Raw genomic sequence first — 14,514 nt, forward strand, 5'->3', positions numbered from 1 at the left:
GCCATGGTTTTTCTACGGAACGATCATATGACACGCGCACCGCGAGCCGCGGGTTCACTGGTGGCACCATTTTCGGCAAGCATTCGGCGCTCGTCGCGTCTCGTCGGCGTCGCACTTGTCCTCGCGGTCAATCGGCTGGGTGCGCAGACCCCGCACGACACGGTGACGGTGACTGGAATCGTCGTCTACCGGGTCAATCCGTCGGTGGCCGATTCATCATCCGATCGCCGTTTCGACAACCCGCATTACATCAGCTTCGATCGCTCCGCCAAGGCGGATGCGCCGCTCCTCGTCTTCTTTCCGGGCACGGGCGGCCGCCCACAGAACACGACGGTGTTCTCCGACGTCGCCGTGAAGCAGGGCTACCGCGTCATCGGCCTGGAATACGTCGACACGCCCGCAGTCCAGCAAGTGTGTCCGCGTGAGCCCGACCCGGGATGCGCGGAGAAAGTCCGCCGCAAGCGGATCTATGGCGACGACGTCACGTCGCTCATCGACGACCGCGCCGAGGAGTCGATTGTCGCGCGACTCACCAAGCTTCTCGCGTATCTCGATCGACAGCATCCGGGTGAACACTGGTCGCAATATCTCAAGGACGGACAACCGGATTGGTCGCGCATCGCCGTCTCCGGTTTGTCGCAGGGGGCAGGGATGGCCGCGTACATCGCGCAGCGCACGATGGTCGCGCGCGCGGTGCTGTTCTCGAGCCCGTGGGACAACTACGGTCCGCGACACGTGCTGGCCCCGTGGGTGACGCGCGGATCCGGCGCGACGCCGTCCGATCGATGGTACGCGGCGTATCATCGCAATGAGAACACCGCCGATTTGATCGCGCGCGCCTACTCGGCCCTCCGCATTCCGCGCGATCACATTCACGTGTTCACGTTGGAGCCCGCGGCGATCCTGTCGCAGAATCCGAATCACCTGAGCGTGGTGACGAACGGCGCCACCCCTCGAAAAGCAGACGGTACACCCGCCTATCTCGAGGAATGGCGCGCCATGCTCGGCGACATGCGCTGAGCAGCCTGGCGTCCATCCTGGCGCAACCGGCGGCACCGTGATTAATATGGGGGAGACCCCCTTTTTGATGGATCCGGATGTGAGCGACCGTGAATGGCCGGACCTCCGCTGGTGCGGTGAGCCGCCCGTACTCGCCGCTGAGGCGATGGAGGACTGGCTGGCTACGCTACGCGCCTGCCGTCCGTGGAACGACATGTGGCTCGACGACGTGACCGGTGGCTTTCGTGCCGTGCTCGAGGAACTGCTGCAGTGCGGTGGTCTGCTTCCTCCAGGCGTGCGAGCGGCACGCCTTCGAGCGGTGGCGCGCGAGCACGGTGCGTTCAGGCGCCGCCAGGGATACCACGCCTTGATATTGGCCGAGGAGATCAGCGTCGCCGAAGACTCGATCGTCGCTGCGCTGATGCGAACCGGCGTGGCGCCGGAGATCGTGGCCACAATTCGAGACTCGCTGGCGCCGGTGATGCGCGCGACCGAGCGCGCCGCCTACGCCGGGTACGTCGATGGAGGCGAATTGCCCGGATTCGGTATCTAGGCAGGCTCGTATTCGAGCGCCGGACTCGAGCGCCGAGGCGCGGCGAGAATCGTAGCAGCTCAGGTTTGCAGGTGGTCAGCCTTGCATGCGCGAGCCAATCACTTCGACTTGGAGCGCTTCGGTCGAGCGTGGGGCCTCGCTCGAATGACGCCGTCATCCGCGAACAGCATCGAGGGCGGCTCCGCTGTCGCTCCGAGAGCGACGGTGAGTTGACGCAGAGACCGCGCGAGCGCCGTGAGCTCTCGGCGTTCGAGCCGGCGAAGCGCGGCGAGCAGCGCGGTGGTCGGCGCGTCCGGCGCGCGTCTCAGAATTCGCCCGCCGGCCGGCGTAATCCGCACCACGGCTCTGCGTCGATCGGACGGGTCGGTCGCGCGATCGACGAGGTGCTGTATCTGCAAGCGGTCCACCACGGCCGCAACCGAGCTTCGATCGGTAAGCGTTCGTTCAGCCAGTTCGTTGAGCGAAAGCTCGGCGCCATCGCTGAGCTGTTGCAACACGAACAACTGCGCCGCGCTGATCCCGGCCGCTGCTTGCGTTTTTTGCGACGCCAGGCGGAGCACGCGGACAATTCGCCGAATCGATGCGACGGCCGAGGACATGTCGTTTTGTCGAAGCGACCCTGCGGTGCGGGATCTCGTCGTTCGAGGCATGGCGATATAAAAAGACTAAAGTCGTGATTGGCGTCGACGATCATCGAGGGAAACGCCCCAATGTAGATCCAATCGGCGCGAACGTCATCCCTCGACACGCAGGCCACTAGCGATCGGGCCGCGATTCTCGCGACCAAGGCGTGCTCACCAGAGTTCCAAGTATGTGCCGAGTTGCGGAAGCGCCGTTTCGGCGGCGACGAGAACCAGTCCGTCGCCGCGCTGAAAGACGGTGTCCGCACGCGGCACGATCATGCGATCCTGGCGGATGATCGCGATGATGTTGGTCTCGACTCCCGCGATGGTCCGCCCACTGCTCGCAATCGTGCTGCCCACGATCGGGCTCGCCGCCGGCACGACGCCGACGAAGAGTCGCTGTCCCCCTGCGAGCTCCACGGGAATGCCGACGCGCAGCAGCCGCACGAGATCGACCTCGCCGATGTTGCCGATGTTCGACAGTTCTTGTTCGCGAATGATCCGAAGCGCCGTCTCGAGATGCTGTGTATGGTGCGCCGGCGAATCCGTCCGATTGGCCACCTGCGCCTCGTACACGCTTCGATAGGCGAGCCGCGAGCTCAATCTCATTTGCACGAGATAGCTCAGCATCACCGCCAGTGCCGCCGGAACGAGCAACGTGTACCCTCCGGTCATCTCGGTCACCATCATCATCGTCGCGATGGGTACGTGAGCCGAACCGGCGAATACCGCCGCCATCCCGACAACGACGAACGGAGCCGGCGGCAGGTGCGCGGCAGCCGCGCACGCTCCGCCAAGCATGGCGCCCGCGAACAAGCTCGGCGCGAACACGCCGCCCGACCCGCCCGAGGCAACCGTCAGGCTCATCGCCACGATCTTGACGACGGCAAGGGCGAGCAGGACGCTGAGCGCGACGTGCCCGTCGATGGCGCGCTGAATCCACCCGTAGCCGCCGCCGATGACTTGTGGCCACGCCAATGCAACCAGGCCCGTGAGCAGTCCGCCGATCGCCGGCTTGAGCGCCGGGTGGACCCGCATTGTACGGAACAGATCGCGTATGCGATAGAGCACGACGGGAAGCGCGGTCGCGAGCACGCCGGCCGCCACGCCGAGTATCGCATACCATCCGTAGGAGAGCGGGGCGCGCAGCGCCGAGATCGGTGGAACGACGAAGAGCGCGTTCCAGCCGACGATCATCCCGTTCAACGCATACGCAATGATCGCCGCGAGCGTCGCGTACAGGAGAACGCCGGACTCGAACTCCATCTCGGCGTAGAGCACCTCGATGACGAAGAGCGCGGCACCGATCGGCGAGCGAAATACCGCCGACAAACCAGCCGCCGCGCCGACGAGCAAAAGCAGCCGCCGATCGCGCGCGTCACGCTTCGTGATATCGGCGTACCACGATCCGACACCCGCGGCGATCAATGCGATCGGCCCTTCGCGACCCGCCGAGCCGCCCGAACCGATCGTAATCGCCGATGCGACGAGCTTGACCGGCGCGACGCGTGTCCGCAGCGATCCTCCCGTCTGATGAAATGCTCGAACGACGGCGTCGGTGCCGTGTCCTTCCGCTTCGGGGGCCAACCACGTTGTGAGCGCACCGACAATGAGACCGCCGAGCGTCGTGGCGACGGGAACGAGCCACAAACCATGCGACCCGACGATCTCGACCGGCTGCCCACCCTCACTCGGCAATCCTGGCGGCTGATACCCCGCGACGCCGCGCAAAAAGAACGCGCCGGACCACCCGAGCAAGAAGTTGAACAGTTGCGCCGCGGCTGCGCCCGCGGCGCCCAGGATGATCGTGTCGATGATGAGGCGGCGCTGGCGCGTCCACGGACGTTGACGGGTGACGCGGGACCCACCGAGTTGCGGCGGCCGCCCTTGCGTAGCGTGGCCTGGGACGCCGTTTCCGGACGTGATGTTCGGCGCCGTTAGTTCAGTATCACTCATCGCGAGTGGGGCCTCGCGGGCGTTCGCGGCTGCGCGGCATCGGCGTGGTCGGGTTCGAGTGTTGGCGGAGTTCCCAACGCGCGGCCCCGACCGCCCAGCCCGCGACAAAACACCAAATCACGAAGCACATGGCCGCGATGCCCGCGATGCCCGCGATGCCCGCGATGGTCGCGGCGCTCGCGGGCGCGGAGGATGCCGTCTCACCGCGCACGCCAAGCGCGGCGCCCAGCGCGGCGAGCGCACCGGCGATGATCCCCCACGGCACGACGCCGTGGCGGAGGATGAAGCACGTGCGCGCGTCGTTCGTGAGGCCGAGTCTCATCGCTGGCGCCGTCGAAGAGGGCATCGACTGAGCTGTGGTCCACACCCACCAAGATACGGGGTATCCCCCGTATTGGCCAGCACGGAAGTCGCCGGCGGCCCTCGGGCCTGGCATGCAACTCGCGGCGGCATCGTTCCACGAGACGAATGGGGTGGGCCATGCTGCCGAAATCATGCGCGCGGGTGCTCTTGGCGCTCGCGGTGTGTGCGATGTGTGTGATGCTCGCGTGTGGGCGTGCGGAGAAGCCGCGAACCGACACCGGAACGGCCGCGCCGCCGCCGGCGCCTTCCACGCCTTCGGCGCAATCGATCGCCGGCAAGACGTGGGATGTCAAAATGTTCGGTGACGCGACGGGTTATCGGTTCGATCCCGCATCGCTCACGATCAGGCTTGGCGACGGCGTTCGGTGGACGGTGGTCTCCGGACTACCGCACAACGTGACGTTTTGGTCCGACAGTATTCCGCCCGCCGCGGTACCTGTATTGCGCGCAAACATGCCGCAGACGACCGCGCCGTTGACCGGACCACTGCTCATGAATCCAAGTCAGACGTACACGATCTCGTTTGGCGGTGCGCCGGCGGGAACGTATCACTATTACTGTACGCCGCATCTCGCGTTTGGAATGAAAGGCACCATCACCGTGCAATAGCCGGCGCGCCATGCTCGGCGACATGCGCTGAGCGTCGCTACCGCCTCAGCGTCAGCCCGCCGGCTCGTAAATGCGCAGAACCGGATGGCCGTTGATGTTCTCGAGCGGCAAATACACGCGATGCGAGCGGGGATCGACCGACACCGTGTGCGCATGTGCCGCGCGGATCTCGCCGGCCGGTTTGAGCGTCGTGCCGTCCAGCCAAAACGCCGATAGCACTCCCGATTCCGCGGACACGTAGAGCCGCCGCCTCGCCGCGTCCCACGCGAGCACGTCGGGGTCGTCCGGAACCTGGAGCCGCTGAATCGCTTTCATCGTGCGAAGATCGAGCACGATCAGCGCGGCATTGCCCTCGCACGAGATGAATGCCAGCCGATCCGGCTCGTCGATCGTGAATCCGTGCGGGTGCTCCGAGCCCGCGAGGTCATAACGCTGCACGACGCGCTCGGCGATCGGATCGATCGCGACCATCTGATTTCGCGTTTGGACGGCGACGATGATGCAGTGGGAAACCGAATCATAGTGCGTGTTGCCGGCCTCGCCGCCCAGGTCGATCGTCGACCGCTTCGCGCCCGTCGTCGCGTCGATCACGGCATCCACGCCGCCCGATTCGTCCGAGACGAACACCTTGTCGGCATTCGGCGCATACGCGATTCCATCCGGAAAACGAACACCGCCGACGCGTTTCCGGATCTTAAGAGTTCTATCATCGACGATCGCGACGTCGTGCGCCCCGGCGGCCGAGATGTACACCTGATGATGCGACGGCACCGCCAAGACGCCGGTCGCACGCGGCACGTCCATGATCTCGGCGACGACGCGATCGCTGTCGGCATCGAATACCACGGTGCGGCCCGCATTCATGTGATTCATGTAAATCCGGCCGGTCGACGGATCGAAGCTCTGATAGTCGAACCGATTGGCGGGGCCGGGAAGTGGAATCTCTCGAATCAATTTGAAGCCGGGCGTCGGCGGCTTCTGCGGCGACGGGGCAGGGGCCTTCCAGCTGGTTGGCGTCATCGAGGTCGGCGTGGCAAAGCATGCCTGCCCGCTCGCACGAGCAAACGGCAGCGAAATAGCCGGCAGCGCCATAGCCGCCAGCGATATAGCCGCCAGCGCGATCGCCGCGGCGGCGCGTTCTGTTCTGACGTGCTTCACGAGTGTTCCTCCTCGGATGCGCGTAACGAGCCGGAGCGGCGTCGACGCAACACCTAGTGCATCGCCGCCTTGCCGCCGCTCTGTGCCCACAGCGCACGTTCGACCTTCACCGGTGTCCATCCCTTGCCAAGCTGCTCCGCCTTTTCACGCAGCGCGCTCGCGTACTTCGCATAGTAGCCGAGCGTCCACGCGACCTTGCCGAGTCCAGGCACTTGCGCGGCGACCAACTCGTCGAAGAACGGATACACGCCAGGCGCCGTCGCGGCCGCGACCGCGGAGGCCGTCGCGGGGCCGACACCGTCGAGCTTCGCGATCTCGGAGATCGGCTTCGTCGGATGCGGGATCATGCTCAGCGCCGCCGTCGTCGTCGCGATGACACTCGCCGCGTCATTGCCATTCACCAGGACCAGGTTTCGCGCGCGCCACTCACCGCGCGACATCTTCCACTCGGTGAGCTTCACGAGCTCGGCGAGCGTGACGTGCGGTTTCGCACGGCCGACGATCGCCTTCGGCAACTCCTTTCGATACCAGGCGTCCCGCTCGGCGAGTTTCGTCACGCCTTGCCGTTCGATGACATCCTCGTAGCGATCGAGGGCGTCGCGCCATTTCGCCACCGCGGGTGAATTCCAGAGGTCGGGCATACATCAATGTGAACATGCCTCAGCCCGCCGGTCCAGCCCGCTAGAAAGGGACAAATCATCCGTAAACATTGTGATCGGCGTCATCGGCGAGTCCATCGAGCCATGCTACCGTCAGGCTTCGCACTTGGCGGGAGGAAGTAATGCGATCATCGATGGCCATCGCCGCGGCGCTCTGTCTGAGCGTCGCGGCCTGTAGTGACTCCGGCCGAGCGCCCACCGCGCCGCCGCGCGTGCAGCCTGCGGCGCAATTCACCGAGACGCCCGCGACTCACTTGCTCGTGTGTCCTGCGACCGACAGCGCGCGTACGAGCGGCGTCCTCGGTGTTCTCGGCGGCGTACTCTCGCTGGGCGGCGACGCGCTCAGACTGCCGCTCAGCGCCGTCTTGCTCCCCACGGCGTTCGAGATCGTGGTTCCTCCGTCGCAGTATATGGAAGTGGACGTCCACGCCGTTGGGCTGACGACGTTTCTCTTCCAGCAGCCGGCGACGATCACGATTGATTACGCGCGTTGTTCGCCGGACGCCATTCCGGACGGCGTTCAGTTGCACGTCGTGTACATCGACCGCGACACGAAAGCGATTCTTCAGGACATGGGCGGGAGCGACGATCGCGCGGCGCACCGCATCACGTTCACGACCGGCCATCTCTCGGGCTACGCCGTTGCCTACTAATGCCACTGACTCCCTTTCGCGGGCGCGAAGTCTGACGCCGCTCGGTCCGCGGCCGCACCTGTCGCGCGGGCTTCGCTACGAACAGGCCGGCGTGTCGGCCCGTGCAATCTCGGCATATGAGACGGCGCTTCGGGCGAGTGTGACGCCCGTCGAACGCGCCGAAGCGCACATTGGTCTCGCGCGCGTCTATCGCACGCTCAGTGATTGGGACGCCGCGATTCGCGAAGCGTCGTCGGCCGCGCGTCTGGCCGACGAGGCGGCAAACGGAGATCTCGCCGCGGAGGCGATGAACGTCGAGGTCGGCGTGCATCAGTTGCGCGGCGACTTCGTTGCGGGCGAGCGCCTCGCGCAGCACGCGCTGAGCAAAGCGCACAGCCCGCGCGTGCGAGGCATCCTGCTGCAGAATCTCGGCGCCATCGCGGCGCAGCGCCGTGAGTTTAGTGTCGCCGAGCGGTATTTTTCGCAGTCGGTCGAGGCGTTTACGGCGGCGCGCTACGAGATCGGGATCGCGATTGCGCTGAACAATGCGTCGGCGGCGGCGCGCGACAGCGGGGATTTCGAACGGTCGCTCGAGTTGGCGATCGTCGCGACGAACGTGGCCGACCGCATCGACGCGCTCGATACGACGATGCTCGCGCTGCAGAATCAAGCGCACGCGCTGCTCGAGCTCGGACACGTGGCGAAAGCCGAGAGCATTCTGAGCCAGACGCTCGGACACTATGCGGCGACGCACAACGCGCTGCGCTACGCGGAGTGTCTGGAGATCATGGGGCGCATCCACGAGTGGACGCCGGGATACATCGACTCGGCCGTCCAGTGCTATCAGTTGGCGGCGGCGACGGCCGAGAAAGTGAATGACCGCGTGCTGGTCGCGCGCCTGGAATCACGGCTGGCGCGGATGGGAAGGTCCGCCAACGTGGCGTGACGATATCGGCAAGCGGCAACCCGCGTCATCGATTAGATTCCTCTTCAGCTGGCGAGCAGCCTCCGGCTGCCCCTTTCGGCGCTCCTCGTCGCGCTCCGTGCGCGCGGTCCGCCTCGAGCCATTCCTGGTCAGCCTGCTCCAGAAGGATTCGGAGGCTCCATGAATCGGCCGTCAGCGCCGCGCGAGCAAACGCGCACGCTCGCGCAGTTCGAAGACACGCGGGACTTGGAGTCGGTCATCGCCGCGGCACTCGCTGTCCGGCCGATCGACGAATCGATGCTTCGTCGCGGGGTGTGGACCTACGTCGGTGAAGAGCGCCACGCCGGCCGTTCTCCCGGGCCAGTGATCCTAACACTCACCCAATTGATCGAGCAGTCGAAGTCGACGTCGAAGATGGAGCAGCAGGCCGTGATGCGGCGCGTCATCCTCTGGGCCGTCGAAGCGTATTTCGGCCAGCTCGGCGGCGACCTGGGCGGCGCGATCGACGACCGGATCACCGCGAGGTAGCGCGGATGCGGAATGACGACGCCCGGCGGACGATCCTCATCGTCGAGCGCGATCGCAACGTTCGAGAACTTCAATTAGTTTTCTTAAATAACGCCGGATTCGCCGTCGAGTTCGCGGACGATGGCCAATCCGCGCTCGACCGCGTTCGGCTGGACGCGCCGGCGCTGTTGATCACCGAGATTCTGATTCCCCGGATCGACGGGCTGACGCTGTGCCGGCTCGTTCGGAGTGACCCCGCGATCGGCGGTGTGCCCGTCATGATTTTCAGTATTCTCGCCGCCGCGGCCCGGGCGACCGACGCCGGCGCCGCGGCCTTTCTGCGCAAGCCGCTGGTCGAATCGACCTTTCTTGCCGTGATCACCGAAGTATTGATGAATGCGAATACCGTGGTGGCTGTGCGATGACCGCCTCCCTGACTCCCCTCCTGTCCGATCGCCGGGTGCACGGGCGCGAGCCCGACGCCGACGCCACCGAGCGCCTGACGTCGGGCAACCGCGAGGCCGACTCCATCCTCGGCGGCGGCTTTCCGGCGAACTCCATCAACATCATCATGGGGCATCCGGGCTCGGGCAAGACGATCTTCGCCGAACAGCTCATCTTCGAGAACGCGGTCGACGAGCGGCCGATCCTGTATTTCACCACGCTCTCCGAGCCGCTCGCCAAGGCCGTCCGCTACCTCCAGGGATTCCAGTTCTTTGATGAGACGAAGCTTGGCACGCAGGTCATCTTCGAGGACGTCGGCGCCGAGCTGGCCAAGAGCGGGCCGGACGCGCTGCTCACGGCCTATGGCACCACCGCGTTTCTGCTCGGCGAGTACACGGAGGAGGACATTCTCCTCTATCCCGAGTTCGCCGTCGCCGACGGCATCGTCGAGATGTCGCGCCGTCGTCTCGGCAACCGCGACGAACGCTATTTCCGGGTCTACAAGCTGCGCGGCAGCCGGTATCTCGAAGGCGCGCATGCGTTTCGGATCACCACCGCGGGTCTCGACATCTATCCGCGGCTCGTGAGTCCTCAGATGCCGGAAGGCTATGAGCCGGCGACGGAGCGCATCTCCACGGGCGTCAAGGGCCTGGACGCCATGCTCGGCGGCGGCGTCTGGTGCGGGAGCACGACGTTGCTCGCGGGACCATCGGGCGCGGGGAAGACCACGATCGGATTGCAGTTCGCCCTGGAAGGCGCGCGCGAGGGTGAGCCCAGCCTGTACATGAACTTTCAGGAGAATCCGTCGCAGCTCATGCGGACGATTCGAAACCTCGGTGTGGTCCCGACGTTGCCCAGGCGCAAGGCCTCGACCTCGTGTATGCGTCGCCCGTCGAGCTTCAGATCGACAGCATCATCGTCGACATGTTTCGTCGTATCAAGCAACGGCGTGTGCGCCGGCTCGTCATCGATGCACTGGGCGACCTGGCGAGCGCGGCGACGGATCCGCAGCGCCTCCACGATTACTTGTACGCGCTCGTCCAGCACTTCGCGGTCAGCGGCATCACCAGCATCCTGAACTTCGAGACGTTGGGCAACACCATCGCCGGCAATGGCATGCAGAACGCCATGAGCTATCTGTCGGACAACGTGCTGCTGCTGGCCGTCGACGGCGAGGAACGAACGCGCCGCGCCATCCGCGTATTGAAGACGCGCGGCAGCGCGCATGACACACGCGTGCGTGAAGTCGAGATCAGCGCGGCGGGCCTCGCCGTCCTGGAATGAGCGCGGCCGCGGCCACTTTCTCGAGAGCCGGTCGCGCGCAAGCGAAGGCGCAACGAACGCGAAGGACCGCGCCCTGTCGCTGAACGTGACGCGATCTTCCAGGCGTACTATCGCAGTGAAAGCACCTTGGCCCTCGCGGGTATCGTGCGACGCGACGAACGCGTGAATCGCCGCGGTCACGACCAGTATCGATATCAAGAGAAACAGGTCGGCGGCGCAGACCGGCGGCGTGAGAAAGGCGGTTCGCGGGCCGCTGCGACCCAACTCGAGCGCCACCGCAATGACGAGCATGAGAACGGCAGCGCGCGGGATGTGGTCGCGGACACCCCGAATGCGCGTCATCAGTACACTGGTCGCCCAATCAAGCGTTATGAAAACTGCAAATGAGGCGATGGCGGTCGCCGATTGACTGGCCCGCACGCGGGCCAGCTCCAGGGCGAACGCCTCGACCATCGCCTCACCGTATTGCGTTCGAAAGCGTTCGGGATACCACGCGATGGCTCGGCGGTACAGAACAACGAGCGTGTCCTCGCCGGCGCCGAACATCAGCGCTGACCTCGCGCCGGCACGAACAAGCCTTTCGACGCCGCGCGTTTGACCAGCTCCGAAAGCCGCGCCGCCTCCCGAGCCAGCGCGCGACGCCCCGCCGGTGTCAGCCGAAAGTATCGCCGCCGCTCATCGGTGCTGGCGCTCGACGGGCTCGCGGATTCGACGATGAGCTTCTCCTCGAGCAATTGGTCGATGGTGCGATAGAGGGTACCGGGCCCCAAGGCCGCTCCCAATCCGTCGGAGCGAAGGTCTCGCATGATGGCATACCCGTGACGCTCACCGTCGGCAAGCGCGAGCATGATTCGCGACGTCGTGAGGCCGAGTGCGCGCGGCGGCTTTGGCATTCCGCAGTATTCGCTCGCCCGGGGTCGACCGTCAAGGGATCGGTCATCGGCGAACTATTCCCAAAACGGGAATAGACCCTTGACGACTGTTCCCAAAGTGGATACAGTGCCGAATGCGTCGACATCTGTGGTGCGCCATTGGCGCGATGGCTCTCGGACTTGTGCGACCAGTCCGCGCGGACACACAAGCGCCCGGGCCCGCGACGTCGGCGGCCGAGCGCGTCGTCACCTTTCCGAGCGGTGCCCTCACCCTTCACGGGGTCGTGTACAAACCGGCCGGACCGGGCCCGTTTCCCGCGGTGGTGTACAATCACGGAAGCGCTCCCGGCATGCTCAGCAAGCAGGCGTTCGACGTCCTGGGGCCAGTGTTCGCACGGCATGGTTGGGTCTTTTTCGGACCCTACCGCCGAGGTCAAGGGCTGAGCGCGTCGGCGGGAGCGTACATTGGCGACGAGATCAAGGCGGCGACGAAGCGCGGCGGCGTTTCCAGTGGAGCGGCGACGATGGTGCGCTTGTTGTCGACGGATCACCTGAACGACCAACTCGCCGCGTTGGCCTGGCTCCGGCGTCAGAATTTCGTGACGGCGAATCGGATCGCCGTCGCGGGCAACTCGTTCGGCGGCATCCTGACGGTGTTGGGCGCCGAGCACGGTTCATACTGCGCGGCGGTCAATTCCGCCGGGGGGGCGCAGAGTTGGGCAGATGCCCCCGCACTGCAACGCATGATGGAGAAGAGCGTTCGGAATGCTCGCGCGCCGATCTTCTTCTTTCAAGCCGCGAATGATTACGACCTGGCGCCGAGTCGAGTCCTTTCGCAGGCGATGAAGGCGGCCGGCAAGGAGTTCGAGCTCGAGATCTTCCCGCCCTACGGCAGCTCCACGCAGGACGGCCACACCTTCGGTTACTTCGGAGACTCCGTGTGGGCCGATGATGTATTCAAGTTTCTAAATGCTCACTGCCGATGAAGGCGCGACACCGGCGTGCCTCATCGCCGCCGAACGATCGCGATCCGCCGCCCATCCGGCGACACGTCGTACATCGAGTTGAATGAATGCTCATATCCGGAGTGAAATAACGGGCGTTCGACGCCCAGGATCGGCGGTTGCCCGCCGCGCGAGCCGTCGATCGGCACCGCGATGAGCGCGTCGCCGCGCCAGTAGTAGAGCTCCCGGCCGTCGCCGCGCCACACGGGATCGACGCCACCACCTTGCGACACCAGGGCGCGAACACCTGGCTGCGGGTAGGTATCGACGTACACCTCGTCGCGGCCGGACTCGTTGGACGTGTAGGCAATCCAGTGCGTGTGCGGTGAAATCCGTCCGGCCGTTTCTTGCGCGCGCGTCGCGGCATATGGACGCGACGGCGTACCGTCAGCCGGCTGGACCAGAATGTTTCGGTGACGGCCTCCGGCATCTTCGCTGACGAGCAGTGCGCTGCCGTCATGCAGCCAGTCCGTGAGAGACTGCCCGCTCGGCCCCGACGCGAGAACGCGCGTGCCACCGCCGCCGGCCCACTGCGCGACGATGTCCCTGCCATCTGACGCGTTCGCGGAATAAGCCAGCGTCCCGCCGTCCGGACTCCATTGCGGAGTGGTGTTGTCCGCATCGTCGTTCGTGAGGCGTCGCGTTGCACCTCCATCCAGATCCGAGATCCAGATGTCACTGGTGCCGCGACTCTCGCCAATGGCGCCGTATGCGATGCGTCGCCCGTCGGGAGAAAAGCGCGGCGTGCCCGGCCGCTTCGCGGCAATCTCACGCACGACCTGGCCATCGCGGTCCAACACGACGAGCGACAAGTCGCCGCTCGCTCCACTGACTGCCGTACGCGATGCAGTGTTGGCGTTCGCCTGCTGGCGTATCGCCCGCAACGTCCCGCGCCACCGTTCGATCGTCGCCGAGTGCGCGAGGTTCCATCCGGCCATCGTACCGAGCACGATGCTCGCGGCAACCGCATAGATCAGGAACCGGGCGGACACCATGCGTTTGTGGGCTGCCGATGGCGTGGTCGGTGAGCTCACATCGTGTTCGTCCGCCGCAGGACGCTCGAGGAATTCAGCGGGCGTCGCATCGTACGCCGCGAGCAGCGACGACACTTCCTTCGTGAGCGAAACGTCGTCGCCGCACGACTGCGCGACGAACTCGTCGCGGTGATCGCGGCTACACGTGAGTGCGCCCTGCAGAATCCGATCGACGGCACGCCAGCGCTCAGGTGTCATCGTTGATGTCGAGGCGGCCGTCATTCCTCGAGTCATTCCTCGAGCTCCCGGCGCAACCACATGCGCGCGACCGACCACTCGCGCCCCGCCGTCGCGAGCGAGATGCCAAGGGCCTCCGCGGCTTCCGGCATGCTCAAGCCCGCGAAGTACCGGAGCTCGACGAGTTGCACCTTCCGCGGATCCAGCGCGCCCAGGCGCGCGAGTGCGTCGTCGAGGGCAAGGAGATCGATCGGGTCCAGTGCCGATCGGGGTGCCGCGGACACGCCCTGTCGCTCATGCTCGCGGTCGACGGCCCCGAGGGTGATCTGAGTTGACGCGGCGCCGCGCTTGGCGGCGTGGCGCCGGCGCGCATGGTCCACGAGGATGCGCCGCATCATCTGCGCGGCGACCGCATAGAACTGTGACCGGCTGTCCCACTGCATATCGCGTTGTGCATCGAGGCGCAGCCATGCCTCGTGCACGAGCGCCGTGGTCTGAAGGGTGTGTCCGTTGCTCTCGCGGCGGAGCGCGAGTCCGGCCTGCCGGCGCAACTCGTCGTACACGAGCGGCCCAACGGCGTCGCTCGCCTGCGCGTCTCCCGCGCCCCACGCGCGCAGGAGATCGGTGACGTCCTTCGCCGATTGGTCGATCATGAGCAGTCAGACACCGTGTGAGTCGTTTTCGTTGGTATTTGCGCGCTATGGGAAGAGGCGCT

At 65.7% G+C, this 14,514-nt stretch carries 18 protein-coding genes and 1 pseudogene; 11 read left to right on the forward strand and 8 right to left on the reverse strand.

Annotated elements, in window-relative coordinates; genetic code table 11:
* Positions 1-60: 60 nt before the first annotated feature.
* Positions 61-1,020, forward strand: a complete 960-nt coding sequence (locus VN706_18240; GenBank protein HXT17588.1) for a hypothetical protein — start codon at positions 61-63, stop codon at positions 1,018-1,020.
* 79 nt (positions 1,021-1,099) lie between these two features.
* Positions 1,100-1,552, forward strand: coding sequence for a hypothetical protein (locus tag VN706_18245; protein HXT17589.1), 453 nt, complete (start codon positions 1,100-1,102; stop codon positions 1,550-1,552).
* 98 nt (positions 1,553-1,650) lie between these two features.
* Here VN706_18245 and VN706_18250 read toward each other — a convergent pair whose 3' ends face one another.
* The 3 genes from VN706_18250 to VN706_18260 form a co-directional block, all read right to left on the reverse strand.
* On the reverse strand, positions 1,651-2,151 hold the full coding sequence (locus VN706_18250) for a MarR family transcriptional regulator (GenBank protein HXT17590.1): 501 nt from the start codon (positions 2,149-2,151) through the stop codon (positions 1,651-1,653).
* Positions 2,152-2,346: 195 nt separating this feature from the next.
* Positions 2,347-4,131: a chloride channel protein gene (locus VN706_18255; GenBank protein ID HXT17591.1), complete on the reverse strand. Its 1,785-nt coding sequence runs from the start codon at positions 4,129-4,131 to the stop codon at positions 2,347-2,349.
* Entirely contained in the window at positions 4,124-4,453 is a 330-nt protein-coding gene (locus VN706_18260; GenBank protein HXT17592.1) for a hypothetical protein, read from the reverse strand. The genes VN706_18255 and VN706_18260 overlap by 8 nt, the downstream gene beginning before the upstream one ends.
* A 158-nt stretch (positions 4,454-4,611) precedes the next feature.
* On the opposite strand from VN706_18260, the gene VN706_18265 reads away from it, so the two are divergent.
* On the forward strand, positions 4,612-5,103 hold the full coding sequence (locus VN706_18265) for a plastocyanin/azurin family copper-binding protein (protein ID HXT17593.1): 492 nt from the start codon (positions 4,612-4,614) through the stop codon (positions 5,101-5,103).
* A gap of 51 nt (positions 5,104-5,154) precedes the next feature.
* Here the strand turns inward: VN706_18265 and VN706_18270 are convergent, their stop codons facing one another.
* Together VN706_18270 and VN706_18275 are read right to left on the reverse strand one after the other, a co-directional pair.
* Positions 5,155-6,261: a hypothetical protein gene (locus VN706_18270; GenBank protein ID HXT17594.1), complete on the reverse strand. Its 1,107-nt coding sequence runs from the start codon at positions 6,259-6,261 to the stop codon at positions 5,155-5,157.
* A gap of 53 nt (positions 6,262-6,314) precedes the next feature.
* Positions 6,315-6,902: a hypothetical protein gene (locus VN706_18275; GenBank protein ID HXT17595.1), complete on the reverse strand. Its 588-nt coding sequence runs from the start codon at positions 6,900-6,902 to the stop codon at positions 6,315-6,317.
* 140 nt (positions 6,903-7,042) lie between these two features.
* Here VN706_18275 and VN706_18280 point away from each other — a divergent pair, with 140 nt between their 5' ends.
* From VN706_18280 to VN706_18310, 7 genes and pseudogenes are all read left to right on the forward strand, one after another.
* The gene (locus VN706_18280; GenBank protein HXT17596.1) at positions 7,043-7,573 is read left to right on the forward strand and encodes a hypothetical protein; all 531 of its coding nucleotides are present in this window, start codon (positions 7,043-7,045) and stop codon (positions 7,571-7,573) included.
* Between the two features lie 91 nt (positions 7,574-7,664).
* The gene (locus VN706_18285; GenBank protein HXT17597.1) at positions 7,665-8,498 is read left to right on the forward strand and encodes a hypothetical protein; all 834 of its coding nucleotides are present in this window, start codon (positions 7,665-7,667) and stop codon (positions 8,496-8,498) included.
* 159 nt (positions 8,499-8,657) lie between these two features.
* Positions 8,658-9,005, forward strand: coding sequence for a hypothetical protein (locus VN706_18290; protein ID HXT17598.1), 348 nt, complete (start codon positions 8,658-8,660; stop codon positions 9,003-9,005).
* A gap of 5 nt (positions 9,006-9,010) precedes the next feature.
* Positions 9,011-9,409, forward strand: coding sequence for a response regulator (locus VN706_18295; protein HXT17599.1), 399 nt, complete (start codon positions 9,011-9,013; stop codon positions 9,407-9,409).
* Positions 9,406-10,257: pseudogene (locus tag VN706_18300) on the forward strand (ATPase domain-containing protein). The gene VN706_18295 and the pseudogene VN706_18300 overlap by 4 nt, the downstream one beginning before the upstream one ends.
* 95 nt (positions 10,258-10,352) lie before the next feature.
* Positions 10,353-10,712, forward strand: coding sequence for an ATPase domain-containing protein (locus tag VN706_18305; protein HXT17600.1), 360 nt, complete (start codon positions 10,353-10,355; stop codon positions 10,710-10,712).
* Between the two features lie 144 nt (positions 10,713-10,856).
* The gene (locus VN706_18310; protein HXT17601.1) at positions 10,857-11,099 is read left to right on the forward strand and encodes a hypothetical protein; all 243 of its coding nucleotides are present in this window, start codon (positions 10,857-10,859) and stop codon (positions 11,097-11,099) included.
* Between the two features lie 158 nt (positions 11,100-11,257).
* Here the strand turns inward: VN706_18310 and VN706_18315 are convergent, their stop codons facing one another.
* Positions 11,258-11,605: a PadR family transcriptional regulator gene (locus tag VN706_18315; GenBank protein ID HXT17602.1), complete on the reverse strand. Its 348-nt coding sequence runs from the start codon at positions 11,603-11,605 to the stop codon at positions 11,258-11,260.
* Between the two features lie 113 nt (positions 11,606-11,718).
* Between VN706_18315 and VN706_18320 the strand changes: the two genes are divergently transcribed.
* Positions 11,719-12,570 carry a dienelactone hydrolase family protein gene (locus VN706_18320; GenBank protein ID HXT17603.1) on the forward strand — a complete coding sequence of 284 codons (852 nt, stop codon included), beginning with the start codon at positions 11,719-11,721 and terminating at the stop codon, positions 12,568-12,570.
* A 20-nt stretch (positions 12,571-12,590) separates the two neighbouring features.
* On the opposite strand, the gene VN706_18325 is transcribed toward VN706_18320, so the two are convergent.
* On the reverse strand, positions 12,591-13,820 hold the full coding sequence (locus VN706_18325) for a hypothetical protein (GenBank protein ID HXT17604.1): 1,230 nt from the start codon (positions 13,818-13,820) through the stop codon (positions 12,591-12,593).
* 32 nt (positions 13,821-13,852) lie between these two features.
* Positions 13,853-14,452, reverse strand: a complete 600-nt coding sequence (locus VN706_18330; GenBank protein HXT17605.1) for an ECF-type sigma factor — start codon at positions 14,450-14,452, stop codon at positions 13,853-13,855.
* Between the last annotated feature and the right edge of the window lie 62 nt (positions 14,453-14,514).

The organism is Gemmatimonadaceae bacterium (genome assembly GCA_035606695.1).
Lineage (GTDB): Bacteria > Gemmatimonadota > Gemmatimonadetes > Gemmatimonadales > Gemmatimonadaceae > JAQBQB01.